Origin of the sequence: Deinococcus metalli (genome assembly GCF_014201805.1) — a bacterium.
Classification (GTDB): Bacteria; Deinococcota; Deinococci; order Deinococcales; family Deinococcaceae; genus Deinococcus; species Deinococcus metalli.
In genome coordinates, this window is the sequence record NZ_JACHFK010000013.1 from 104721 (window position 1) to 128016 (window position 23296).

17 protein-coding genes are annotated in these 23296 nt (G+C 62.1%); 9 read left to right on the forward strand and 8 right to left on the reverse strand.

The window, feature by feature from the left end; translation table 11 throughout:
* The first annotated feature begins 432 nt into the window (after nt 1-432).
* From HNQ07_RS20085 to HNQ07_RS20095, 3 genes are read left to right on the forward strand one after another with little or no spacing between them, the layout of a single operon-like run.
* Nucleotides 433-1539, forward strand: a complete 1107-nt coding sequence (locus HNQ07_RS20085; protein ID WP_184115132.1) for an SMODS domain-containing nucleotidyltransferase — start codon at nt 433-435, stop codon at nt 1537-1539.
* Complete coding sequence (locus HNQ07_RS20090; RefSeq protein WP_184115134.1) at nt 1532-3337, forward strand: HesA/MoeB/ThiF family protein; 1806 nt, start codon at nt 1532-1534, stop codon at nt 3335-3337. The genes HNQ07_RS20085 and HNQ07_RS20090 overlap by 8 nt, the downstream gene beginning before the upstream one ends.
* Nucleotides 3330-3866, forward strand: coding sequence for a M67 family metallopeptidase (locus HNQ07_RS20095; RefSeq protein WP_184115136.1), 537 nt, complete (start codon nt 3330-3332; stop codon nt 3864-3866). The genes HNQ07_RS20090 and HNQ07_RS20095 overlap by 8 nt, the downstream gene beginning before the upstream one ends.
* Before the next feature lie 189 nt (nt 3867-4055).
* On the opposite strand, the gene HNQ07_RS20100 is transcribed toward HNQ07_RS20095, so the two are convergent.
* From HNQ07_RS20100 to HNQ07_RS20115, 4 genes are all read right to left on the reverse strand, one after another.
* Entirely contained in the window at nt 4056-5933 is a 1878-nt protein-coding gene (locus HNQ07_RS20100) for a site-specific integrase (protein WP_184115138.1), read from the reverse strand.
* Between the two features lie 26 nt (nt 5934-5959).
* Nucleotides 5960-7135 (reverse strand): tyrosine-type recombinase/integrase, encoded by a 1176-nt coding sequence (locus HNQ07_RS20105; RefSeq protein WP_184115140.1) that lies wholly within the window; start codon nt 7133-7135, stop codon nt 5960-5962.
* A 48-nt stretch (nt 7136-7183) separates the two neighbouring features.
* Entirely contained in the window at nt 7184-7450 is a 267-nt protein-coding gene (locus HNQ07_RS20110; protein ID WP_184115142.1) for a helix-turn-helix domain-containing protein, read from the reverse strand.
* A gap of 985 nt (nt 7451-8435) precedes the next feature.
* A complete protein-coding gene (locus HNQ07_RS20115) occupies nt 8436-9956 on the reverse strand; it encodes an AlbA family DNA-binding domain-containing protein (RefSeq protein ID WP_184115144.1) in 1521 nt (506 codons plus the stop codon).
* A gap of 232 nt (nt 9957-10188) precedes the next feature.
* Between HNQ07_RS20115 and HNQ07_RS20120 the strand changes: the two genes are divergently transcribed.
* A complete protein-coding gene (locus HNQ07_RS20120; protein WP_184115146.1) occupies nt 10189-10803 on the forward strand; it encodes a competence protein CoiA in 615 nt (204 codons plus the stop codon).
* On the forward strand, nt 10804-11787 hold the full coding sequence (locus HNQ07_RS20125; protein WP_184115148.1) for a hypothetical protein: 984 nt from the start codon (nt 10804-10806) through the stop codon (nt 11785-11787).
* A 153-nt stretch (nt 11788-11940) separates the two neighbouring features.
* Here HNQ07_RS20125 and HNQ07_RS20130 read toward each other — a convergent pair whose 3' ends face one another.
* The 4 genes from HNQ07_RS20130 to HNQ07_RS20145 form a co-directional block, all read right to left on the reverse strand.
* Nucleotides 11941-13404, reverse strand: coding sequence for an SAVED domain-containing protein (locus tag HNQ07_RS20130; RefSeq protein ID WP_184115149.1), 1464 nt, complete (start codon nt 13402-13404; stop codon nt 11941-11943).
* Between the two features lie 473 nt (nt 13405-13877).
* Nucleotides 13878-15662, reverse strand: coding sequence for a ThiF family adenylyltransferase (locus HNQ07_RS20135; RefSeq protein WP_184115150.1), 1785 nt, complete (start codon nt 15660-15662; stop codon nt 13878-13880).
* On the reverse strand, nt 15655-16830 hold the full coding sequence (locus HNQ07_RS20140; protein WP_184115151.1) for an SMODS domain-containing nucleotidyltransferase: 1176 nt from the start codon (nt 16828-16830) through the stop codon (nt 15655-15657). The genes HNQ07_RS20135 and HNQ07_RS20140 overlap by 8 nt, the downstream gene beginning before the upstream one ends.
* A 300-nt stretch (nt 16831-17130) precedes the next feature.
* Nucleotides 17131-17577 carry a hypothetical protein gene (locus tag HNQ07_RS20145; protein ID WP_184115152.1) on the reverse strand — a complete coding sequence of 149 codons (447 nt, stop codon included), beginning with the start codon at nt 17575-17577 and terminating at the stop codon, nt 17131-17133.
* A 759-nt stretch (nt 17578-18336) separates the two neighbouring features.
* Here HNQ07_RS20145 and HNQ07_RS20150 point away from each other — a divergent pair.
* The 4 genes from HNQ07_RS20150 to HNQ07_RS20165 all read left to right on the forward strand — a co-directional run bounded on the left by HNQ07_RS20150 (nt 18337) and on the right by HNQ07_RS20165 (nt 23177).
* Nucleotides 18337-19803 (forward strand): SAVED domain-containing protein, encoded by a 1467-nt coding sequence (locus HNQ07_RS20150; protein WP_184115153.1) that lies wholly within the window; start codon nt 18337-18339, stop codon nt 19801-19803.
* A 100-nt stretch (nt 19804-19903) separates the two neighbouring features.
* Nucleotides 19904-21187: an AAA family ATPase gene (locus HNQ07_RS20155; RefSeq protein ID WP_184115154.1), complete on the forward strand. Its 1284-nt coding sequence runs from the start codon at nt 19904-19906 to the stop codon at nt 21185-21187.
* The gene (locus HNQ07_RS20160) at nt 21184-21999 is read left to right on the forward strand and encodes an HNH endonuclease (protein WP_184115155.1); all 816 of its coding nucleotides are present in this window, start codon (nt 21184-21186) and stop codon (nt 21997-21999) included. The genes HNQ07_RS20155 and HNQ07_RS20160 overlap by 4 nt, the downstream gene beginning before the upstream one ends.
* Complete coding sequence (locus HNQ07_RS20165; protein ID WP_184115156.1) at nt 21999-23177, forward strand: patatin-like phospholipase family protein; 1179 nt, start codon at nt 21999-22001, stop codon at nt 23175-23177. Before HNQ07_RS20160 ends, HNQ07_RS20165 begins: the two co-directional genes overlap by 1 nt.
* Nucleotides 23178-23296: the final 119 nt, after the last annotated feature.

Here is a 23296-nt window from a genome sequence, read left to right on the forward strand (position 1 = left end):
GGACGGCTTCACCCGATAGGCCATGTGATAAATGACGTCTGGAACGAGGAAAAAGCGAACACTCGCTTTTAGTTCAGATAATATCCTATTTCTAAACTAACTGCCTTCGGAGTACCCGCCCGGCTCGGCCCGCGCTCGGGCTGAATTGGTGTCGGCAGGAGAAGAAAAGGGACGAGGAGCGACCTCTGCTGAGGTCGGCCCTCCGCGACGCCAGCGCACCCCAGCCACCCTCAGATGTACGCCACGGCTTCCCAGAGTCCAAGGCTCCGTTCCCCATCCAGTGGATGCGGCACTGCGCCATCTCCAGCCTCGTCTCCGCGCAGGACGCCATTTTGCAGCCCGCGCCCCCACCTCAATTGTTGTGCTATAACATAATGCCTGTCACGATTACGACCGGGAGCTGAGGTGTCCGACCCCGCTCGAGGAGAGATCATGGACCTGCCGACCCAGTTTCAAACGTTTCTGAGCAACATCGAACCGACAGACTACCAGCGCGACGAATTCATCCGCGGCCACCGCACCCTCCGACAGCGGCTGGACGCTGATGCCGACCTCGAGCCTTACATCATCACGCATTTTCTGCAGGGGAGCTACCGCCGCTCAACCGCCATCCGGCCGCGCGCCGGCAAGAAATCCGACGTGGATGTGGTCGTGGTGACCAACCTGAACGAAGCGCATTACACCCCACATGACGCTCTCGAACTCTTTCAACCCTTCATGGAGCGGCACTATCCCGAAAAGTGGAAGTTCAACGGCCGTTCCATCGGCATCGAGCTGTCGTACGTCGAGCTCGACCTGGTCGTGACGAGTGCACCCAGCGCCCGACAGGCAGAGGTTTTTAAGAGCTTCGCCTTCGATATCTTCGAGTCGGAGGAGCAACTGGACAGCGCCCAGGGGGCTGTGGCCTTCAAGTCCTACTTCGCCAAAGCGGCCAGTGAGCCCTGGCGCTCCGAACCGCTGCTCATCCCGGACCGGGACGCGCGCGAGTGGCAGCGGACCCACCCGCTCGAGACCATCCGCTGGACGACCGACAAAAATCAGGCCCTGAACAAGCAGTTCGTGCGGATCGTGAAGGCACTCAAGTGGTGGCGCCGCCAGCACGACGCGCCCAAGTATCCCAAGGGGTACCCCATCGAGCACCTCGTGGGCGACGCCTGTCCAGAACATGTCGGCAGCATCGCGGAGGGCGTGACCCGGACCCTCGAGACCCTCCGCGACGGCCTGTGGAGCTACGCGCAGCGCGGTGAGGTTCCGGTCGTGCCGGCCCGCGGCGTTCCGGAGGTGAACGTCCTCAGCCGCCTCACGCCGGAAGATTTCGTCGCCTTCTTCGACCTGATCGATGACGCCGCCACCACCGCGCGGCAGGCCTACGACGAGCCGAATCCCCACGAGAGCGCCCTGCTCTGGCGGAGTCTGTTCGGCAACCGGTTCCCGTTGCCGCCCGTCAGCGGGGGCACCAACGGCGGCGGCAGCACGACCGGGGGGTTCACCGAACGCACCAGCAGTGGCAGCGGCACCGAGCGGGGCCGCTTTGCCTGACGCCCTCCCAGAGGCGCTCGTCACCGGCACCGAAGCCCTTGAACACATCGAGGGCTTCGTGCCACTGGGGCCCTGGACACCCGACGAGCAGCGGCCCCGCTGGTTCCAGCCCTGCCAGCTCGTGCTCACCGGTGGAAGCGACCTCGTCCCGACGGTCACGCCCTGGTACCTGGTGGTCAGCACCGAGTACCCGGCCGGCCTGATCCGCTTGTACCCCGCCGTGGACGGAGGGCTGAAGGTCACCTTCCCCCACCAGACCGACAACACCCACGGAGACGCAGGCGCGCCATGGCGCCGAGGGCACCCGTGCCTGGACACCCCCCTCAACATCCTCGACCGCGCGGTCTACGACACCGAACCGTATGACGCGGCGGCCCGGCTCGCCTGGCACGTCCACCGCGGACTGGCCTGGCTACACGCGGCCGCACACGGGTCTCTGACCCCGGACGGCGACCCCTACGAATTGCCGCCCCTGCCGGGTGGAGGCAGGCCGGGCCGCCTGCTGGCCTACAACGAGGACGAGACCAGTCTGCAGGCCTGGCTTTCCAAGTCAGCCCGGGCTGGCCTGGTCCAGGTGTCGGACGTCCCCGATGTAAAGGGAGCGCAGTTCGTGCGGGGCTTTGGACAGACGTACCGTCCCACGTGGGGCAGCGCCCTGCAGGCGGTCACTGTCGAGCGGCAGGGCGTGTGGCTCCGGCTCGACCGTGCGCCCGTGGTCCCGCCCTGGCAACTGCCCCAGACCTGGGGAGAATTGCAACTCGCGGTGCAGGCCCAGGGCATCGACCTCTTCGCACGCCTCTGTCCGCATCTCGAAGCGCTCCGCGATGGTCAGGCCCACCTGCTGCTCCTGGGCTGGCCGATGCCGCAAGCCCACGGCGGCCCACTGCGGCAGATGCACTGGCAGGCACTGGACCTCCCCCGCCTCTCACGGGGGAACAGAGTACCGAATGGCTGGCGCCCGGACGCTCGCGGCCGCCTGATGAAAGACCGCCGCGACGCCCTGGCCGACGCATCGCCACTCATCTGGACCGAATCGAGCAACTGGAACGCCGAGGAACTCGGCAGCCGCGGGCGGCTCCCCGACCCAGCACAGCGCGCCCGCATCGCCATCATCGGTGTGGGCGCTCTCGGCAGCGCCGTGGCAGAACAGCTGGCCCGGACGGGCGCCGCCTCGCTCCTCCTCATCGATGGAGACCAGCTCGAGGCCGGGAACCTCGTGCGCCATACGCTTACCCTCGGTGACCTCGAGCACTTCAAGGCGGAACGGCTCGCCCAGCGGCTGAACATGAGTGGACCCCACGTCACCGTGCAGGCCATCAACCGGACCTTCACCCACCACGACGAAGACGCAGTGGCCGCCTTGCGGGAGTGCGACCTGATCGTGGACTGCACGGCCAGCGACAGCCTCCTGATTGAGCTCCGTCGCGTGCGTTGGGGGGATCATCAGGCGTTCGTGTCCCTCTCCCTCGGTCTGCGCGCTCAACGTCTGTACTGCTTTTACGCGCCTGGCCCGATCGTTCCCCTGGAAGACTTCCTTGACCTAGTGGGCGCGGCCGTCGAGGGAGATCTGGCCCGCTTCCCCGCCCATGACATCCCACGAGCGGGCATCGGATGCTGGCACCCCGTGTTTCCAGCCCGCCTCGACGACATCGCCTTGTTCGCGGCGACTGGAGTGAAGTACGTGGAGGCGGCATTGATGCGACGCCTGGAAGCCCTTCAGCTGGAGATCTATGAGCAGGTTCAGGACGGTGACCGCTTCATGGGCATTCGGCGGATCGACGGGGCACGCTTTGACTGACCCCCTGACCTTCCGATCCAGTGACGGACGGTTCGGGCTGACCATCAGCGGCGCCCAGCTGCGGACGCTGCTGCGCCACTGCAGCACGGGCCTGCCGAATGAAACCGGCGGCATCCTCGCCGGCCACTACTCCAGCCGCCGCGACATGGCCCATGTGCGCGCCCTACTGCCCGCCCCTGAGGACTCTGTCGCCGGCCGCTCGACCTTCGAGCGGGGCACGGCGGGAACACGGACGTGGCTCGACCGGTTATGGCGTGAGCGTGGCCTGTACTACCTCGGAGAATGGCATTCGCATCCGCACGCTCCGCCTGATCACAGCCCCCGGGACCAGCAGACCATGCGGAATCCGGGCCTCGTCCACGCCTACGCCTGCCCGGAACCGCTGCTGCTGATCATCGGGGGAGATTTCCACGGCGAGTATCAGATTGCCGCGTCGGTCTTTCATCAAGGACGACCGGCCGTGGAACTGGTGAGAGCGGACGCAACGTTCTCCCGGCCAACAGGGCACGATCGGCATTCGCACGACTGACGACACCGCGACAGGCACACGCCAACGTACCTAGGGATATGCAGTGGCCTGTCGCATGTCCCAGACCGCAGCGATAGTCGTCTGGTCAGCCAGCCACACCTGAAGTGTGAGCTCAGCGTGATGGGCCAGCCCCGACCGTGAACATTCCCAGCCCATCAGACGCACAGCGGCTCGGCTTGCAGCGATGTTTCAATCGTCCCAGACACCTTTCAATTGCTGCAGCAATGTGTCGATAGGTTCGCCGATATAGAGCGATGTGGTCTGCAGGTGCTTGTGACCCAGAAACCTCTGTATTTCCAGAAGGGGTACTCCTTTGATGTACATCTTGGTTGCAACCAGTCGCCTACAATCCTTGGGTGTGAACGTGACCCAATCGGGAAGCATTCTTTGTTCGTACAGATCAGCATGGAACGTGTGCAGCCAACGCAGCAGTTCGGTTCCATAAAAGCCGGATCGGTAGCTGCTCAGTGATTTTTGGAGAATCAACTGAGCATCCTCGACGTATTCTCCCTCGACTACTTCAAAACGGGGCACAGCAGGATAGGAGTCAAGTTCGCCTTGAACCCGCCTCATAATGTGCGAGAGGGTCGCGACCGCCTTTGGGGTCAATTGCACAACCCGGGGTTCATCTGTCTTCCCCGCACGAATCATTAAGCACGGTACCACATTGTTGTTCGTATCGACGATCTTCGAAATATCAGCCTTTTCCAATCTGTACAACTCCCACGGGCGGAGGCCGGTACGCAGGAGCAGATCCATCGACGCCCATATCCAAAATGCGCTGTGCTCCTGGCTGACAGCGTCAATATTTTTTGCTCCAGGATGACCGACTTCAGTTACTTTGACGCTGACGGTTCCATAATTCTCTGTGGAAATCAGCGAGCGAGATGTCGGCACTCGCAAGAACTGCTTGCCATTTGCTTCAAACTGTTCGCCGGGCCCCGCTTGCCTGGCGGCCTCAAGGAGACGCATGGCATTTTCGGAGTTTTTTCTGAGCGTCTCCCAGAAAATGCCGAGGTATTGGAGCTTCTCGGCAGTATCTTTTCTTTTTTTCGCGTTTCCGTCGGAAGTTAATTTCTCTTCACCTTGAATGTCAGCCAGATCGACAGGATTATACGCCGCAAATTTTTCCCAGGTTTCCGGATCCTCGCGGGCACGCTCGTCCAGAAATGCGTAAAACGCTCGTACGGTTGAAAAAACTCCGGCAGCGTTCATCCGTTCCCCGGTATCCGGGTCTACTTTCTTCCGTTTCTTCCATGCATTGGCAATCGACCGGGAGACCTCAAACGTCAGTTGTTCCGGGTGATGATGAAGGATGTCGCGCCAGAACGCTTCCAAAAGAAAGGCGGCCTCCTGCTTGAGAGCCAATGGACTGCACTGCACGCTGCAGTGATCCAGATACGATGCGAAAACAAATCTCTGGTCGGGATCGAGAATAAGATATTTATCCAGCAGCTCTTCAGATTCCAGAGCACCTACGATCTTGGAAGTGCCGCTCGTTGCGAGACCACCCTCAATAATTCTATTGTATCGCAATACATTCCACAGACTAGCGGCCGTGACGAGATAATGAATTCCCAATTTGCGCTTTTCGTCATACTCCTGAAGATCTTCCAGCGTGAACGCCGAAATCCTCTTTCCTGTATGGATAGCAATGAGCGTAGCACACAGCATGGTTCTTAACGTGCTATGTCCTGAAAATTTCATGAGCTTTGCCGTCTCTTTAATCATCCTAAAATCTTCGGTATCAGTTGTCGCCGATAGCTTAAGATGTAGCTTGTTAAAATGTTGGTGATTAAGCCATTCATAGCTAGGGCGCAAAACTCTAAGACATAACAATGGTGAGAGAGCTAGTCTCATTGAGTCAAAGTGTTTTCTGTTTCTAACCGAGGGAGCCTCTCCCCAATTCATGATTGAAGGTTCGCCGTTCAGCCAGCGCTCTTGCCATGTCCGACCACACTGCGTCTCAAGCCAGTCCAGAAGACATTTGGCACCGTAAAAGTAGTCCATTTGCGTCTTCTCTGTATAGCCCTGGAGCTGTGAAAATCCCACGATCTTGCAGATCATATCATCGCGCGTAAAATCATCAGCTGTCACTCCGACCCTCTCTCATTGATGTGTCCAAAAATAGTAGCAAGGTCATCCTGATCATATTCAACCGACTCAACAATAGGAAGCGACGTGTGACTGTCATCATCGAGATGCTTCTGAAGCAAAGAGAAATCTTCAATGCGTCCTGAATCCATGTAGCGCTGTGTTGTAGAGAGATTTGTATGTCTCATCTGGTCTCGAATCGTCAGCAGGGGAATCAAGGGGTTCCGGGCCATTTGGACGGCACACGTCGATCTGAAATCATGCAGGGTAACATTGCTCCCAAAGCGACGGTTCATTCCTTGAATGACGGCCCGGAGGGCAGGATATGTCATGGGTCTCGTGGCGCCCCGCCGCACGACCCAAATGTAATCCCCGGGCCTCAGGCGTTCGCCACGCTCATCCAGATACACTTTCAGGCGCTCGAAAAAGATCCGCGATGCTGCGACTTTCTCTTTGACCGCGCGCCCTTTCGTCTGAAGAAACACGGCCTGTTCCTTCCACAGCACGTCTTCGTACGTTATGGCGATCACTTCTGCTGCCCGTGCGCCAGTGGAATAGAGGCATTCGATCAGCGCACTGTCGCGTGCACATCGCGCCTCCGACCTAAAACGTTTTAACAGGGCCTCGGGAATAGCATGTGCCGAGCGCTGAGGCGGCGAGGGAACAAATGCGGAAATCCGTCTGTACCGGATTTGATTTTTTTCGGGTCGGAACCCGCGGCCGGCGGGGGGAACCGGCGAGGTGGCCGGTCCCCTGCCCTCTGCGATCAGGATCTCGAAGAATCGCCTCAGAACTGAAATCCGAAGGGCGATCGTAGACGCCTGATATCCCTCTGGCAGGTGTTTTTTGCCAGTATGCTCATTTACCGATCCCGGTTTGGGACTCGATGGGGAGCGTTTTGCCCGCTGGGGATTCGCTGCTCCTTGCAACCGGAGAACGTAATTGACGATATTGCTGCGCCGGACGTCCTCCAGCTGCAGTTCCTCTGCCTGTGCGTACCGAAACCAGTCCAGCAATGCGTAGGCATAGGTTCGCACAGTATTCACATTCGTTCGGCCCACCCATATCTCCCGCATGAACAGATTGAATGCATCTACGAAGCTCTGGTTGTCGGAAATCAGATAATAATGGGGAGCGGCGGCGTCGCGGTACTCGAGAGAGACGTGCGGATGCATAGAGCTCACATAGAACCTCACAGGTCTGAGATAGCCGTTCGATGGTCGTCAACTCAGGGGCAAGTCCAGAATAGAAAAGAGCTCCTCACCTGTCATCTGGAGTTCTCGGGCGATTCGCATGTAACTGATGATGCCTGCATTCAATTTGCCTTTTTCGATTTTCCACAAATGCGTCCTGTGCAGGCCCGCTCGGGCCGCGAGTTCTTCCAGACCCAAGTCGCGCTGTTGCCGGAGCAGTCGGATCCGTGCTCCCAACGCTGCCAGGTGCTGTGCCTCGGAGTCATCGATCGTTTGTGCGCGGCGCTGACGAGGCATGAATGTAGGCTGTCGACTTCCCCCGACATGAGCGACTTCAAATCAGATGACATCTGATTTGATACTATCAAGGTATGTCCGACCGTCACCCGGCGCGCCACAGGTGACGTCCCCGCCTCGCCCTGACACCCGGCTCCTGTGCGTCATTCCAGAACGCCCCTACTCTCTCTGGCTGCACGCTGACGACGGCGTCGCCAGATTGATCGACTTTTACGACGACTTGCCACAGCGCGGCCGGCCACTGACCTGGAGCGAGTGGCGAGCGGTATCTGTTCACTGTGGTCGCCAACACCTCACGTGGCGCTCTGGACTGTCGTACAGCCTGCTCGATCTCCTGCGCGAAGAGGCCGCGTCCACCCTACTCGGTCACCGTCCGGTTCACCGACTGCCATGCCCCGCTGCCTTCTACCGTCCCCTGCGGCAGTGCTCACCTCACCCACCGGAAGACGCCCGTAGCGACCAACTCGTTGGCATGCTGCAGGAGTGGTACGGCCTCACCCCGGCAGCGTTGAACGAGCTGAATCAGCAGTACGCCGCTCCTCCACCGCTCCTGCACCTCCGATTGATGGATCTCGTCCTCGCTCTCAGCATGGCGTACCGAATGCCGATGACAGACATCCGCGGAATGCTGCGCTGGCACTGGCACAGTCGCCGGCGCGCTGCGTGGTGGCCCACGCCCATTCACGCGATTCTCGCTGGCGACCTGTCTCGGGTCGAATCCACGTTCCACCCACACCCGGCCTCCACGCTCTGGACGCCTTCACCCGCGGTTCAGTGACCTGGAGCGGCCTGGGCCTTGTTGCTGACGTCAGTGTCCCGTCACGCCCGCCCGGCCGCCCGTGAGCACATCCTGAGGCCCGCCCATGCTCATTGAACGCGGCCGAGATGACGGCCCAGGCTCCCCTGATCCGTGCCGGCATTTCGCCCCAGCACGACCACTCTGAACCTGAAACATGACGTCCGTGCGGTTCTCGACCCATCTGATCTAGGGCTGTGGCCCCACGTCCACCAAGTACTGCGCCTGCACCGTGAGGTAGCTGCCCGGCTTGTCCATACTGTCGAACGCGGCGGCCACATCCCGCAGCTTAAGCCCAGCCAGAACCGGTGATCCACGCTCCACGAACCGCTGGATCGTCTCCTCGAGAATGCCGTTGGCGTTCAGGTACGTCCACCACAGGGCAGCGAAGGACGGCGGCACGTGTCCCTGCCGCTTCAGGGCAGCCGCTACATACCCCAGCGTGAGGGCCGCCTCGCTCCGGCTGAACGCGCCCAAGCGGCCCAGCACGGGCAGGGTCTGGCCAATCCAGTCGCTTTGACGCAGCAGCCGCTCCATCCGGTGCGCAGCCGCCCGGGGCGGTGAACCGGGTTCGATCACCCTCATCACGCCGTCCAGGGTCTCGCGCCACGGCACCACGCTGGCCAGGGCCACGGACCGGCGCGTCAGGCGAGGAGACGGAACGTCCTGGACGTGATGAATGACCTGGCCAAACAGCTGCCACTCCAGGTGTGGAGTGGCGCTGGCCGCCACCGCGTGCAGGTAGAGCAGGGCCGGGTACACCCACAGCGCGAACGTTGATGGCGGCAACGTCATCATGTGCACAGACGCGTCCGTGAAGACGGCGTTCAGTTCCAGCAGGGCCTGCTCTGTTCGCGCCGTGGGCTCCGCGTCATGGATGAGGGCGCCGACCGCTTCGATCAATGGCCGCGTGTCCTGCTCCAGCCGTTCGACCAGGTCCCGAAGGGCGTCACGGTCCGCGTCATGCCAAGTAGGCTGGTCCACCAGCCGATCGGGATGAACGCGCTGGATGGCCTCCAGATGTTCGCCTCGTCGGTCCAGGAAGGTGCTCGCTTCCTGCCGGATCAGCCGGAGGAACGTGCGATCAGGCGTTTGGAAGGCAATGCGGGCATGCTCAGCAGCGCTGAGCAGCGCTGGATCCTGCGCTGCGGCCAGATCGGTGCGGAGTTGACCGATGCGCCCGTCCATCCGGAGCAGCTGTTCGTGCACCGGGCCAATCAGGGCCTTCAGCCGCTCCTGGAAGTGCTCTTCGAGTTGCTCGGCTGTCGGGCGGACACTGGCGCGGTCCCGCCGCACCCAGTACCCGTGGTTCTGGCTCCCAGTCACCACGTGCCAGCGGTCAGACGTCTGCGGCACGATGACAAGGTGGATCCGCCGGCCTTCCACGGTGTACCCCTTGACCTGGGGGGACATCAGCGGCGTGATTCCGTGCGCGGCCGCGCTTCCAAGCTGCCGCTGCCGCGCATCTTCGTTGAGCTCTGTCTCTTTCGGGATAAGACCACGGACATTGCCGTCGTCATCAATGCCGATGATGAGGTACCCATAGCCCCCGTAGGGACCGCCCGCAGTATTTGCCAGGGCGACGAGATCCTTAAGCAGTTCGTCAGTCCTGCCGTGAACCCCCTCCTTGAAGTCATGCCAGTCCCCTTCGGCTTTGGACGAAAGAATGGTCTGCAGGTGGAGGAAATGCGGGTCGGCGGCCAGGGTCATCCCACGTATTCTGCGCGGGAGTGCGCGCAGGACGCGCCCGACATCACGGCCGCCACCACGCCCTGGCGCGACCATCCACCGGCACTCCGTCTCTGGCCAGAGACCTGACCACGCACCACATGCCGTTCTACCCCCGTCGGGCGGAAGCCACAGGTGCGCGGCAGCCCAAGCATGGCTTTGCTACGGTCAACGGTATGACGCCGAAGGGGCTCCCAACCGGTGCAAAGAGGTTATGATCTCCGCGCAGCTCATCCGTGACGGCCACGACCCGGTGGTGCTGGACATGCCTGCCCTCCGGGCGAAGCGCACCCGAGCGGAAATTCAGGCGCAGCACTGGCAGTGCAAATTCTGCGGCAAGGACATGACCCCACGCATGGGCGCGATCCGGGCGTGGTACTTCGCGCACAAGCGGGAAGCGAGCGAGTGTCCCTTCGAGGCCGAGAGCGAGAAGGAAAGCCCCCAGCACAGGATCCTCAAGCGCACCGCCGCGGAAGCGCTCCGCCGGCACTTCGGCGATCAGGTCGCGTCACTGGAATACGAGGTGCGCTTTCCGAACATCAAACGCATCGCCGACGCGGTCATCACCCTCAAGGACAGCACCCGCGTCGCGGTCGAGGCGCAGCTCAGCCCCCTGACGCTCCACCAGCTGCAGGTCCGCACCGAGTCCTACCTGAGTGACGAGATCGAGGTCGTTTGGGTGTTCCTCGAGCAGCAGGGAGGCGGCCTGCGCGACAACGGCCTGTGGGACAAGTGCCGGGAATGGCTCCTCGACGAAGGCTACCTGGTGCTTACCGCCCGCGCGAGCACGGTGGAGACGGCGGTGCCCCTGCCCACCCTGCCCGAGTGAATGGACGACTGGTCCGTCGGTGGCGGGGAAGAGGCTCCGGACGGACGGGAGCTCTTCACGGCGTTCTACAGCACCGCGACGGTCGACCTGACAGCCAGGGAGCGGACCCTCCACTTCACGGAGGCCCGGACCGTCCACCCCGGGCCATTCCACGTCCTGTCGACCGTGCGTTTCACACAGCTTCAGGAACTGACCTCCGCTCGCCAGCACCTGCAGGAGATCCGGAGGCACCGGACGCAACTCGCGGTGGTCCGCGCTCGGCAGCGCCTCCACCTGTCAGCGCGGACACGCCACTACTCCTTCCGTCGCGAGGGCTGGCGGGTGCCCGGCGTAGTGAAGCTGGTCATTCGTCTGCTCCGCCGGTACGACGCGCTGACGCACGATGACCTCGAAGCCCTGCAACTGCGCTGGGGAATCCAGAGGGACGCAGCAGCGGGCCTCGATCTCAGACGGTACCCCCTCTTGTTCGTGGAGGCGCGGGCACAGACCTGGCGGCTTACGCCGTGGGTCGAGCGGGACGTGACCTTCCGCGTGCCGTCGGTGGAGTACGCCGTGGCAGCCACGCAGTTCTGGGTGATGCAGCGGCACCACCCCACCCCCCAGGAGGAATGGAACGACTGGGTGCGTGACCGGGTGGCCCTGCTCCTCCACCAGGCGGACGTGCCCCCATTCCTCGTTGAGAGTCCCTGGGCGGATGTTCAGCGGGAGACGGCGCTGGGCCGGAAATGGTACCGGATCGACGTGGAGCGGTTGCCGGAAGGGCAGTACTTCACGCTGGTGTCCGCGCACGGCAACCTGACCTACTCGGTCGAAGGCCGCGCATTCCTCATGGAGGGGGTCCACCAGGTGAGTGTGGTCACGCCCTGGGCAACCAGCCGTCTGAAGGAGGCGTTGTTGATGGGGGAGACGGGGATCGTCTGGCATGCCGCCGGGCTGGCGTTTCGCAAGGCCCTGGAGGATGGACAGTTCCTGCTCTGCCGGTAGGGCGAGCCCGCGTCAGGATCTGGAAACCAACGCCCCTTAGGGTGGAGCTGCCGTACGAAGTCAGCATGGTGATAGCGGGACAACCGGGCCACGTTTCCGGAGCGCACTCTCCTCGAGGCTCTCTGCGTCTGCTCCGGTTCCTGCACCTCCACGTTACCGAAGGTCAAGGCGGCAACTGGGGGCGTACCCTCCGTCGAGTTGCTCTTCGTACGCCTGAACGATGCCTGTGCTGTTTAGACCATGGCCCAGGAGAATTGCTGCCCCCAGCGGCACGGAGAAGAACAGGTGAATCTCACTGAAGTCATGTGCGTCGTGCGCGGCACGGATGGCACGGCGAGCACTGTTCATCAACGCGATGGCGTCCGCAGCGGTCCAGACGTCAATGGGAGGATCCGTCTGCTTGAGGACCAGGCGGGCGGCAAAGCGCATGCCGGTTTCTGCCTTGAAGGTCTCCACCTTCCGGTGCACGTCCCGCAGGGCGCTCAACTCCACGCAGAGGCCCGTCCCGCCTTCATCCAGCACTTCAAGCCCAAGCGGCGATTCCAGTATCGCCGCGCTGGGAGCGTCATTCGACGCCCACGCTGTATCACGCTGAATGATCGTGAGCTGGTATGACTTGACCGCGGAGAATGCCGCCCCGACCGCCAGGCCGACGGACAGGGGCGCATTGCCCCGAATGGTGACGTGCCGGTTGGTCCCCAGGGTCCGGAAGCGCCTCTGAATGTCATCCAGTTCGGGCTGAAGAACGTCGGTCCACGTCTCGACTGGTGGCACGGTGCGGGTCGCGCGGTCGAAGTACGTGCGCCAGTCGACGATGGCGTCGTGCGCTTCACGGGCGCGGGCGTCCGGATCACCCCATACGTCGAGGAAGACGCCCAGCCCCTCCCGCTGGGTGTTCTGGCTGAATTCGTCCACGGCGCGGCGGATGACCGCGAAGACATCGTCTCGAGAAAACGCCTGCCCCAAGTGGTCTGTCACGAAGGCCTGGATCGCGTCGAAGGCCCTGACCAGCGCCGGCCTCAGCGCATTCTCGAAGACTTTGAAACTCTGCGTCTGGCCGATAAATTCATTGAGGAGTGTCTGGATGGAGTCCGGCCAGGCGCGGATGTGGACGCTGTCTTCGATTTCCAGGTGCTGGAGTGCCCACTGAGCTGTGTCCGGGAGCTTCAGGTCAGTGAGCAGACCGTCCAGATGCGCGACCGTATCCTCTTCGGTCTTCGTGCCGGCATGAATGGCCTGTGCGCCCCTGATGCGTTCCAGGGCCCGTTCGACGGCTTTCACGTCGTCGTGGAACGTCCTGGCCACCAGGAAGAACTTGACGATGCTCGTGTCGGCCGCATGCATGGTTTTGAAATGCCTGACGACCTCTGCGAACTCCGTCCTGCCGACGTGATGGTCCTTGAGTTGGAGGTAGTGCCGCTCACGCCGTCCGCTACGCTCGAACAGCAGGTTGATGTCGTCGGCGCCTTCGTTCATGGCGTGCGTGAAGTCGGGGTCGACACTCCAGTACAGCAGCTTGATGCAGAGGTAGGCGAGCTGGGCATTAAAGCCTTTCACGGCGTTGATCCCGCCCATCTGTTTTCTGTTGAGCATGGACGCGTCATCGGGGTTGGTCATGGGGCACCTCCGGTGTGTGGAGTCGTTTCAGGCAATGGCATGGGATACCAACCACTTCGTAGGCCCAGGCCCGCAGATGTGTGGTACAGGTACCTCGCCTTTGAAGGCCTCACGTCTCGTTCGGCTGTGCATGGCGGCGTTATCAGTCATGCGCTGCGCTGCGCCGTATCTCTGGTGGACATGCCATTCCCCCAGGAAGTACGTACTCACCGGCCGATTCCATAGCCGTACAAGCACTTCGCGCCTCGCGCTCACACCACGGCTCGATGGGAACCGGCAGCTTCTCGAGTTTGCGTGCGGCGGGCACGCGCCCGGCATGACGTCCATCTCGAGTTGCATGGTGCCCCGCTCCACGAGGATGCCGACCGTCCGTGCGCCGTGTCCTCGGCTGGCCTCGTTGGGAATGGCATGAGCGATTGGTGCGTCCATCATCACCGCGAGGTGTCGGTCATCCGACTGGAAGGCGCTTGCCTTCACGGCAGTGGTCCTCGGAGTGCGATCCCTTCGAAGCCGTGCGGGCCGTGACGCTGCTCGAACACCCGCGTCCGCTCCGTGTCGGTTCCCTCGACGAATTCCCGGACGAAGGTGGCACCGACAGCGGCCAGCAGCTGAATATCCGTATGGAGTGCGGGAAAGACGGGCGTCCAGCAGCCGACGCCTTCCATGGGCATCGGCTCATCGGGATCGACCAGTGCGTCAGCGTCGACATGGGGAAGGATGGCCCGGTTGAACGCCGGCGCCCGGAACCGTGTGGTGCGCTCCGCATACGCGTACAGCGACTGTGCCTTCCAGCCCAGCGAGAGGCTGATGATCACTTTGGGATCGTCCCAGCGCCGGCGGCCGAGCATGGCGATCACTGGCGCTTCACCGGTCGTGTCGATGATCACGTCTGCCGCCTGGACGGCCTGAGCTCCATCATCGCGTTGCGGAGGGTACCGTTCATTGAAACCGGTGGGACTCACAAGCGTGTTGATCGCCTGGAGCCGCTGCGCGACCTGCTCGGCTTTGTTTCCTGGCACGTCCTGGAGCGTGAGCGTATGACGGACCAGATTCGCCGTCTGGATCGAGTCGTCGTCGAACACACTGATGTAGGTGACCCCACTACGGACGAGGTGTTCGGCGACCGCTGAGCCCAGCGCTCCGGCCCCGATCACCACGTAGCGCTGCGCCCTCACCGTTTCGGGGAGGAAGCCGCGACTTCCCAGTTCCTCGGCCTGATGCGGTTGCGAGAGCAGCCATGTGATGGGCGACGCCGTGCCGAACGTGTCATGTCTGGCCTTCAGCCACATGCTGTCAGGCGTGTTCCGGAAACCCCTGGCCGGCAACAGCTCAGCCCGGGACGGGAGCTCGCAGGCCTGCCACTGGATTTGACGATCCGGGCCGTCGATCACGCCCGGGACGGGGTAGCCGATCAGCAGCAGGGGAGTCCCCTTGGGCGTCATGGCGATGGCGCTGCGGAGGAGGGGATCGAGGCTCATACCCTGCTCTGCCAGGACGCCGCGCAGTTCGCCCCAGGTGGCCGGGAACCCCCACGGTGGAATGAAAGGGCGGCGCTCCAGCATGAGCCACCTGGCCGTCTGACCCGCTGTCAGTGACGTGACCCAGGTGCCCCACGCGGGCGTGAGGAGGTGCTTGCCCTGCCTGGTGAACTCGGCCGCGTAGTACGACACGTAGTGCCCAAGGTCCTTGCGAAGCTTGACTTCACCGTGTTGCCCGGTGTGCTGCCGCCATACGGCCAGTGAGCGGTCGTCCTCGAGGGTGTTGATCGAACGCTTCCTGTTGCGGTTCTCGTCGTGAATGAGTGGGTGACCGAAATGATCCCCAGGTTGGAAGAGTTCGCCCCGCGCTGCTTTCTGAACCCACTGCACCAGGCGCATGGCATGCCAGGCCAGCCGGCCATAGGCATCCGGCGGCTCTGCACCAGTCCCCCACCGCTCGAGGGATTGTGCCCGCGTGATCAGGCAGGGCTGATGGCGTGTGAGTTCATGCGGGAATTCCCCACGTATGCCGCTGTTCGCGGCACGGAACACGTCAATGGTGCCCCAGGGGTAATGCTGCGAGACAGACAGTCGCCAGTGCGTGACCGCGTCCACGTACTCGCTGCCCTGCTCGATCTGAACCTGGCAGGGGACCGCCCAGCGGTCAGATTTCTCCCGCGACCACGGTCCAGTCAGCGTGAAATCCGGGACGTCCTCAAGCGTCCTGATTCCAGCCACGAGGTCTGGAGGCAGGGGAGCACGGTCGGCCGTGTCATCCAAAGCGGCCCCGGGGGGACGGTGAGTCCGTCGGCATCACGGTGGTCCCTGCTGCTGCCCCCGCCGGGCCGGCCGACGACGTTGGAATCGCCAGCGGGATCTTGAATTCCTTGCCGAGAAGGCCCTGCCACATCTCCGCAGCTTCCTGGCGGTTTCCCCATGACAACGCCTTCGTGGCTGTTTCGGCAGCGTGGCACACTTCTTTGTAGAAGGCGTTGAAGTCGTCCTGGGTCAGCCGGGAGATGACGTCGGCCTCCGATTCCTCTTCATCAAGGCCCCGCGGCCGCAACTGCGGCTTGCTGTGCGGATGGTACCGATCGAAGTCGGCCTTCATTGCCTGAAAGGTCATGGTGAGGCCCTCCGCGATGGAGGAGAAGTTGTGCGGGCAGTAATCTCCCGCCATATGCTCGATGGGGTAGCTGCGCGGGTACTTGCTCGCGCCGGGCTGCGCGGCGGCACGCCGGCGCCACCATTTCAGGGCACGTGCGATGCGAAGGAACTTGCTATTACAGTCCTTGTTCTTCTGCACCGCGAAATCAAGGGTGGCCAGGGGATGGGTGTCCTGCCACTCCCGCGCGTCCTTGTCCGGAATGCGCAGCGGTTCCTTGACCCATTGGTCATCCGACAGACCCTCTGGACCGAAGATCTCATCCGGGTTGAGCACCTCATCGTCATGGTCGGCCGACCGTGTCTCCATCTCGACGGCGTTCTCGGTGTACCGCCTGAGCGCCGCCTTCTGCGCTTCACTGGGCGCAGACGTGGGGACCAGGTCGACCTCAACGTCCGGCAACGACAGCTTCACGGAGCGCGACTGGATCTTTGCCCGTCCCTTTCCGTATTCCTTTTCCAACCATTTCAGAACACCCTGCAGCACTGTCTCGGGGTTCTTGAACTCAAACTCTGAAAGGTTGGTCACGAGCACGATGTCGACGTCCGCCTTTTCGGGCTGGCCGTATACGTCCAGCGGGGGCTTGACCATGGTGTGGCGGGCGTAGCTTCCCTGAAGAAAATCGGCGACGTGAATCTCGCTGATCCACGGATCATTCGCGATCCGGCGCCGCACATCGAGGTGGGCGCGCTGGGCTGCCTTAAGGGTTGTGTTACCTGGCAGGATCAGGCGGTCGAACTCATCGAATTCTTTGGCGAGGGTCTGGTATGTGGGTTGAGTCATGGTGCAGGTCCTCCATCAGGGGAAAAGACAAGCGGCACTGCTCATGCCCACATCATAATCCATACCTGTTGATCAGCTGAAAGACGAACGACGAGGCGCGCGCTCTGGCGCCTCCGGCGGTAACACCTGGTGTCAGAGGTCACCAGGTAGCGCTCACCATCGGCCCACGTTGATAGGCGGGCGATCACTGTTCGGATAGCTCGGGTCGTCGACTCTGCGGAGGTTGTACAGGACGGCGGAAAACCCAAAGCGCTGCGTGGTAGCGACGGAGATCAGCCTGGGCACGTGCTGTCTTGAACCTTATTTTTTCTTTTTCGGTGGTGTTTTCTGCACGGACGCGGCTCGAGTCCGTGACCTGCTCCGCGTCTCCCCTTGCTCGTACGTGGGCAGCGGCGGCTGACCGGTCGCGCTCGCCAGGTGCTCGAAGTCGACCAGGCTCTCTTGAATGATCGCCAGGATGGGTTTGAGGTCGTTGTAGCGGCGAAGACCAGCAAGCTCTCTGTCGATGTTGGCGAACCAGTCTTCATATTCGGGGGTGTGTTCGAAAACCATGTCCTGGGTCGATCGTTCATACGTCCCTTGACGCCCTTGCCGATAGAAGATTTTAGGAAGGGTAAACCGACTCGGGAGTTCCGTGGCTTGAATGATGCCGTCACGAACCGCGTCTCGGAACGCTTTGGCAAACGCGTCACTGCGGCCCGCCTCGGTCAGTCTTCCTACTTCTGCGCTGAGGGTTGAGTAGGGCACGGAGAGCAGGATACGTGAACGTCGGAGGATGCTGGAGTCCAAATACGGCCCTGCCAGTCCCCCTTCTCATCACCACACCTATGATCCTTATGTGGGAGGAAAAGTGAAATAAGAATCAGCTGAACACCTATTCAGCGGCGGATATGCAATTGGATATGACCAGTATTGCATACGGTTTTCATCTATCTTCTATCTGACCCACCGAAGAATTCATACGCAGGAGCATTGGCCCTGGCCCAGTCCTAACACTTCGGGTCACCAGGTACAGGGCTTTCCAGCCTGCTAGAACGAAAAGGCTAAGGGCCTTCAAAAAGATAGAGTTGCGAGGCAGAGAAGTCTGCCTGCCGCCGCTCAGGCTCAAGCAATATCGATTGGGAAAGGGCACTGACGAGAGAGTTCATATCAAGTCATAGAAATTTGATCGGCGTGTTCCTGGTTCACAGACACTACTTATGCTTGAACAGTCAAGCGCAAGCAACGCCCCCACCACCAACAACACTGTTCACCGCACCCCGATATGCAGTTGTCGGCTTCTACGACACACGATAAACCTCTTAGCACGCCCCAAACACCAAGTACGGCCCCCTCACGCACGCCAGCAGGGCGGCAACCACACCATGAAGCGTGCTGACCTTTGAGCGGCTTCGGATAACCCGAGCCAGTCCTCGTTATTCTCGACGGTAACCGGCATCGGATGATGCATTTCCACTCCCTTGTCGTCCCAGTCCACATAGCCGGGTGTCGCTGAAGAGGAGTTCCATGGACCATGACCCGTCGTTCCACTCGGAGAAGCATGAGGGCGGCAACCGCGGCAGCCGCGGCTTTACTGCGCAGACGATCGTCCTGCTTCACCGCCTCCCCACGCTGTTTGACGACGCCTCATTCGCAGGCGTCGTGTACGAGGGCCAGGAGGACTTCGACCTGCACTTCACGCGGCCTGAGGGCAAGCGCCTCCGTGTCGTGCAGTGCAAGTCCATGAGCCTGACCAACCCGGAAGTGCGGGAGATCCTGGACGGCATGTACGAGCGGTACAAAACTGATCCAGACCTCTATGAAGGCTTCGAGCTTGTGGCGCAGGCATTTCGGCCCAAAGTAGACGCTGTGCGGCTAGGTACCCACACCGCCGCGCGGGTGCAGAAGGGGTACGCGGGCACCGCCACGGAACGGAGTACCTCGCCCGACTTCGCAGCCAGGATCGACGCCATGCTCGCCGAGCTGAAGTGCACCTCGGGGATCACGACTGAGTGGGCCACAAAGTACCTGAGCTTCAGCACGCAGATTCCGAGTTACCCCTTTGAAGAGGACTCGGTGATTGGCCCGTTCGTGCTGGGATGCATAGCCTGCCAGCAGTTCGAAGTTCAAATTCCCACGCCGTTCCGGTACGCCGCTGCCACACTGCATCAAACCTTTGAACTGCATATCCAAGAGTTCCTGACCCGGCAGGAACTCGCACAGATTGTTCACGATGCCTGTCGGGACTACAAGGATCAGGTTCAGCGAACTGGTATGAAGATCCACATCGACCACTGGCGAGACCTGGACGGACGCGCCATCAGTGAGGCAGACCAGGTCTTCAGATGGCGTGAGCACTATGATTCCGCTGGACGAGGCAAGGTGCCACCCACCAAAACCACCGAGAAACTCCTCCAGGAGTTGCAAGCCTTCGAAAGCGACAGCATGACCGTATGGAAGGACGTGAACGTCCAGCTCCTGCCTCCCTGCAGCATCGCAGCGGCCTTCATCGTGGGTCACACGTTCCGGCTGACGAAGGAGTACAGGCTGTCCACGCCCTCCGCTCAGGAGTTCTGGGCGTTCGACCGGGACATGTCACAGGCTGGTGACATTCACCTCAAGGTGACAGGAGAAACACCCGGTCAGGACACCAACAGTGCGGTCGTCGCCCTTGGCGTTGGTCGCGACATCACTGCCGCGGTCAGAGGGCATGCCGACGCCCACGGGCTCAGAGGTAAATTTGTTGCGTACCAGACGAGTGTCAGCCAACTTAAAGAACATCAAGCACGCAAAGTCGCCGACGACTTTATCAGCGCTCTGCGTGGCCTTGATGGTGTCGGCATCACGGACATTCACCTGTTCTACGCCGGGCCGATTGCGTTGGCCGCGATGATCGGCTCACTCATGAACAAGATCGGCCGGGTGCTGATCTATGAACGGGACGACCAGAAAACGTACCATCTCGCCTTCAGAGTGGACACCCAGACCTCCTGAAAGGGGGTAAGGGTCGGGCGATCTGTCGCCGAGCGTGCGCACGCCCCCTGGGTACCCTCGGGTGTTACGAATACCCGAGAGTGCCTTGGTACGCTGGGGCATGTTTCTTCGCTGGGTCAGGATCGAGAACCTGCGCTCCCTCGAGCAGCTGGAGCTGTCCTTCGACGCCGGCGGCAAACCCCGCAAATGGACCCTCCTGCTGGCCGAAAACGGCACCGGCAAGACCACCCTCCTGCGCGCCATCGCCCTGGTCACCGCCGGCAGCGACGCCCTCGCCGGCCTGCTCGGCGACATCGACAGCTGGGTCCGCAACGGCGCCCAGCGCGCGAAGATCGAAGCTCAGATCGCCACCGCTGACGGGGAGACCCGGGATATCGCCTTGACCATCGAACGCGGGGATACGCTGGCCAGCCTCCTGAGCCGCAACCAGGACTCCATCGTCCTCCTCGACGACGCCCTCAAGCACGCTGACCGCAACTACTTCGTGGTCGGGTACGGAGCGTCCCGCCGCCTGGCCATGACCACCAGCACGTCCGGGTTCAGCGTCCGGGAGAGCAGTGGGCTCTCCCGGCGCACGCAGGCCGTGGCCACCCTGTTCTCCAACGACGCGACCCTGTACCCGCTCAGTGCGTGGATCAAACAGCTCGACTACCAGGGCAAGGGACTCGCCACCGTCCGGAACACCCTCAACCGGATGCTGCCCCCTGGCACCCGGTTCAAGGGCATCACCCGCAAGACCGGCGAAGTCCTGTTCAGCACGCCAGATGGAGACGTGCCCCTCGAGCGCCTCAGTGACGGGTATCAGAACGTGGTCGCGTGGTGCGGTGATCTCCTGCGTCAGATCACCGAGGCCTTCCCGGACCGCAGGGATCCATTCAAGGCGCGCGGCCTGCTGTTGGTCGATGAAATCGATCTGCACCTGCATCCCATCTGGCAGCGGCAGCTGATCGATTTCGTCACCAACCAGCTCCCGAACTTTCAGATCGTGTGCACGACCCACTCCCCGCTCACCGCTCAGCAGGTGGGTCCAGGTGAGCTGATCGTCATGCGTCGCCTGGCGCCGGATCAAGCTCCCCAGCTGGACCCATTCGAGGGCGACCCTCGACTGCTGCGGATTGACCAGCTGATCGTGAGCCCCATCTTCGGCATCGAAACAAGTCTGTCGCGCGAACTCGAGGTGGCCCGCAGCGCGCACCGATCGGGAAGCAGCGCTGGCAAAACCTCGCGTACCCTGGTCGACCCCGCCGTGGAGGACAGTCAGCTCGCGCCCAGCATCGAGACCAGTTCCCTGGAACGCCAGCGCATCGACCTCCTGAAAGAAATCCGGGACGCGCTGTCGGATACGCAGTCCGGCGAGGTGCATGCGGTCACCGAGACGACATGATCGCGCTCACGCACGACCGCCGGGCGGCTGTTATTCCCTCCACGTTCCGCGGAAGCAATCAGAAGCGGCGTGAACTGACGCTCCTGAAAGCACAGCGGGAGGGCACCACCGCGCTCAAGAGCAGCCAGTGGAAGGGCGCCAAGGCCCAACTCCGGGCAGAAACCCAGCGGAAGTGTGCTTATTGCGACGCCCCGGCCGCGGCGGTAGCGCACTGTGACGTGGAGCATTACCGGCCGAAGAGTATCTACTGGTGGCTGGCCCTGTGCTACGACAACTACCTGTACGCCTGCCAGATCTGCAATCAGGTGCATAAAGGCGACCGCTTTCCCATCGCCGGGCCGCCCCTGACGGGTCCGGTCGTCCACGGCGTATCCGACCAGGCCCTGCAGGCACTCGTGGGAACGTTCGCGCCTGACCCGCTCGATCTTCCGGCGCTGCCGGCCCATCTCGCGGCGTGGGCTGCTGAGCGGCCCCTGGCCGTCAATCCGTACCTGGTCGATCCCGAGCCGCTGTTCGCTTATGAGGCCGATGTCGCCCTGCAGGAAGTGTCGATCGTTCCGGAACCGACCCAGACTGCCGCAGAACAGGAGGTTGCCCGTCAGAGCATTGGGCTGTACGGCCTGAACCGTGAGGAGCTGCGGCTGCAGCGGTACATCACGTTCGAGATCCTGTCGCTGGCGCACGAGGGGCTCGTCGAACAGCCGAACAATGCCCGCATGCGGGCCATCCTCGAACGCCAGGTTGCCCCTGAACATGAATTCAGCGGCATGTGCCGGTACTTCGTCCGGCGCGTCTGGGACCATGACGTGTGATGAGTGACCTTGCGCACGACACCGCCAGACTCGCCACCACCCCAGCCGCCCGGCAGGGGAGAACCGGGACTGGCCTGTGTCTGTCCGGCGGTGGGTACCGCGCCGCGCTGTTTCACCTGGGCGCGGTGCGGCGAATGCATGAGCTGGACCTGCTCGAAGACCTCCGGACGGTCTCGAGCGTCTCGGGTGGCAGCATCCTGGCCGCCCGCATGGCCCAATTGCCATGGAGTACGGGGACGGCCATCTCCCCGCAGGGCTTCCAGAACGTACTTGCCGAGCCCACGTACCGGCAGGCCGACCGGGATATCCGCACGTACCCCATCGTGCGCCGGCTCATGCCCTGGAACTGGCGCGGGCCGACCGCCATCCATGGCGTCTCCGATTTGCTCGACGATTACTGCGGACACCTGAAGGTCCACGAGCTGCCCCAGGTACCTAACTTTGTGTTCTGCGCGACGGATCTCACACATGGGACGAACTGGATCTTCTCGCAGGACAGGATCGGTGGTCACAAGGCCGGCTACGCGAAGTCCTGGCGGCTTGACCTGCCGCTCTCGCTCGCTGTGGCGACCAGCGCGTGCTTTCCCCCCGTGTTCGCCCCAGTGGAGTTAGCGCTGTCGCCGAAGAAAGGCAAGGTGCTTCTCAACGACGGCGGCAACTACGATAACCTAGGCCTGGAACCAGTGTGGAAAAGTCACGAGCTGGTGTTCGTCAGTGATGGAGGCACGCCCTTCCAGTACGGTGTGAAAAGCGGTCTAATTGGCCACCTGACGCGGTTCATCACCATCTTGGACACGCAGTCGCGCAGCCTGCGCAAACGGTGGCTGATGGCCAGCGACTCGCAGCACACCCTGACGGCCGTGTACTGGTCGGTGGGCCGCAGCGTCCACACATACAGGAAGTACCTTCCGGCCGACGCCGAATGCCTGACACTGGGGTACTCCCAGGAGCTCGCCCGCCGCATTGGTCTGATCCGTACGGACTTCAACCGATTCTCCGAAGGCGAGCAGGCCGTGCTCGAAAACCATGGGTATCTGCTCGCAGACGCGGCCCTGCAGGCATTCTTACCAGCGGGCAGCCGCCCCCACTCGTGGCCAGCCTTGCATGTCCCCCACTCGGCGTGGCTGGATCCCAATCTGGTAGATCAAGTAGTTCCCACCGAACAAAGAGTTCAATGAAGGCCTGCACATTGCTTAATTTGGAAGGTTAAAAAGTACATTCTGGACTCAGTCGGGTTGGACTGACCAATAGGGGAACGGCAATCTTTCTAGTTCAGGCGGCTGCCGTATGCTGAAAT

Coding starts and splice junctions, on each gene's coding strand:
- HNQ07_RS20165 (WP_184115156.1), top strand. CDS start 21,999: ATGAGTGACCTTGCGCACGACACCGCCAGACTCGCCACCACCCCAGCC.
- HNQ07_RS20140 (WP_184115151.1), bottom strand. CDS start 16,830: ATGACTCAACCCACATACCAGACCCTCGCCAAAGAATTCGATGAGTTC.
- HNQ07_RS20105 (WP_184115140.1), bottom strand. CDS start 7,135: ATGCATCCGCACGTCTCTCTCGAGTACCGCGACGCCGCCGCTCCCCAT.
- HNQ07_RS20110 (WP_184115142.1), bottom strand. CDS start 7,450: ATGCCTCGTCAGCGCCGCGCACAAACGATCGATGACTCCGAGGCACAG.
- HNQ07_RS20120 (WP_184115146.1), top strand. CDS start 10,189: ATGATCTCCGCGCAGCTCATCCGTGACGGCCACGACCCGGTGGTGCTG.
- HNQ07_RS20160 (WP_184115155.1), top strand. CDS start 21,184: ATGATCGCGCTCACGCACGACCGCCGGGCGGCTGTTATTCCCTCCACG.
- HNQ07_RS20085 (WP_184115132.1), top strand. CDS start 433: ATGGACCTGCCGACCCAGTTTCAAACGTTTCTGAGCAACATCGAACCG.
- HNQ07_RS20155 (WP_184115154.1), top strand. CDS start 19,904: ATGTTTCTTCGCTGGGTCAGGATCGAGAACCTGCGCTCCCTCGAGCAG.
- HNQ07_RS20150 (WP_184115153.1), top strand. CDS start 18,337: ATGGACCATGACCCGTCGTTCCACTCGGAGAAGCATGAGGGCGGCAAC.
- HNQ07_RS20125 (WP_184115148.1), top strand. CDS start 10,804: ATGGACGACTGGTCCGTCGGTGGCGGGGAAGAGGCTCCGGACGGACGG.
- HNQ07_RS20100 (WP_184115138.1), bottom strand. CDS start 5,933: ATGATCTGCAAGATCGTGGGATTTTCACAGCTCCAGGGCTATACAGAG.
- HNQ07_RS20115 (WP_184115144.1), bottom strand. CDS start 9,956: ATGACCCTGGCCGCCGACCCGCATTTCCTCCACCTGCAGACCATTCTT.
- HNQ07_RS20130 (WP_184115149.1), bottom strand. CDS start 13,404: ATGACCAACCCCGATGACGCGTCCATGCTCAACAGAAAACAGATGGGC.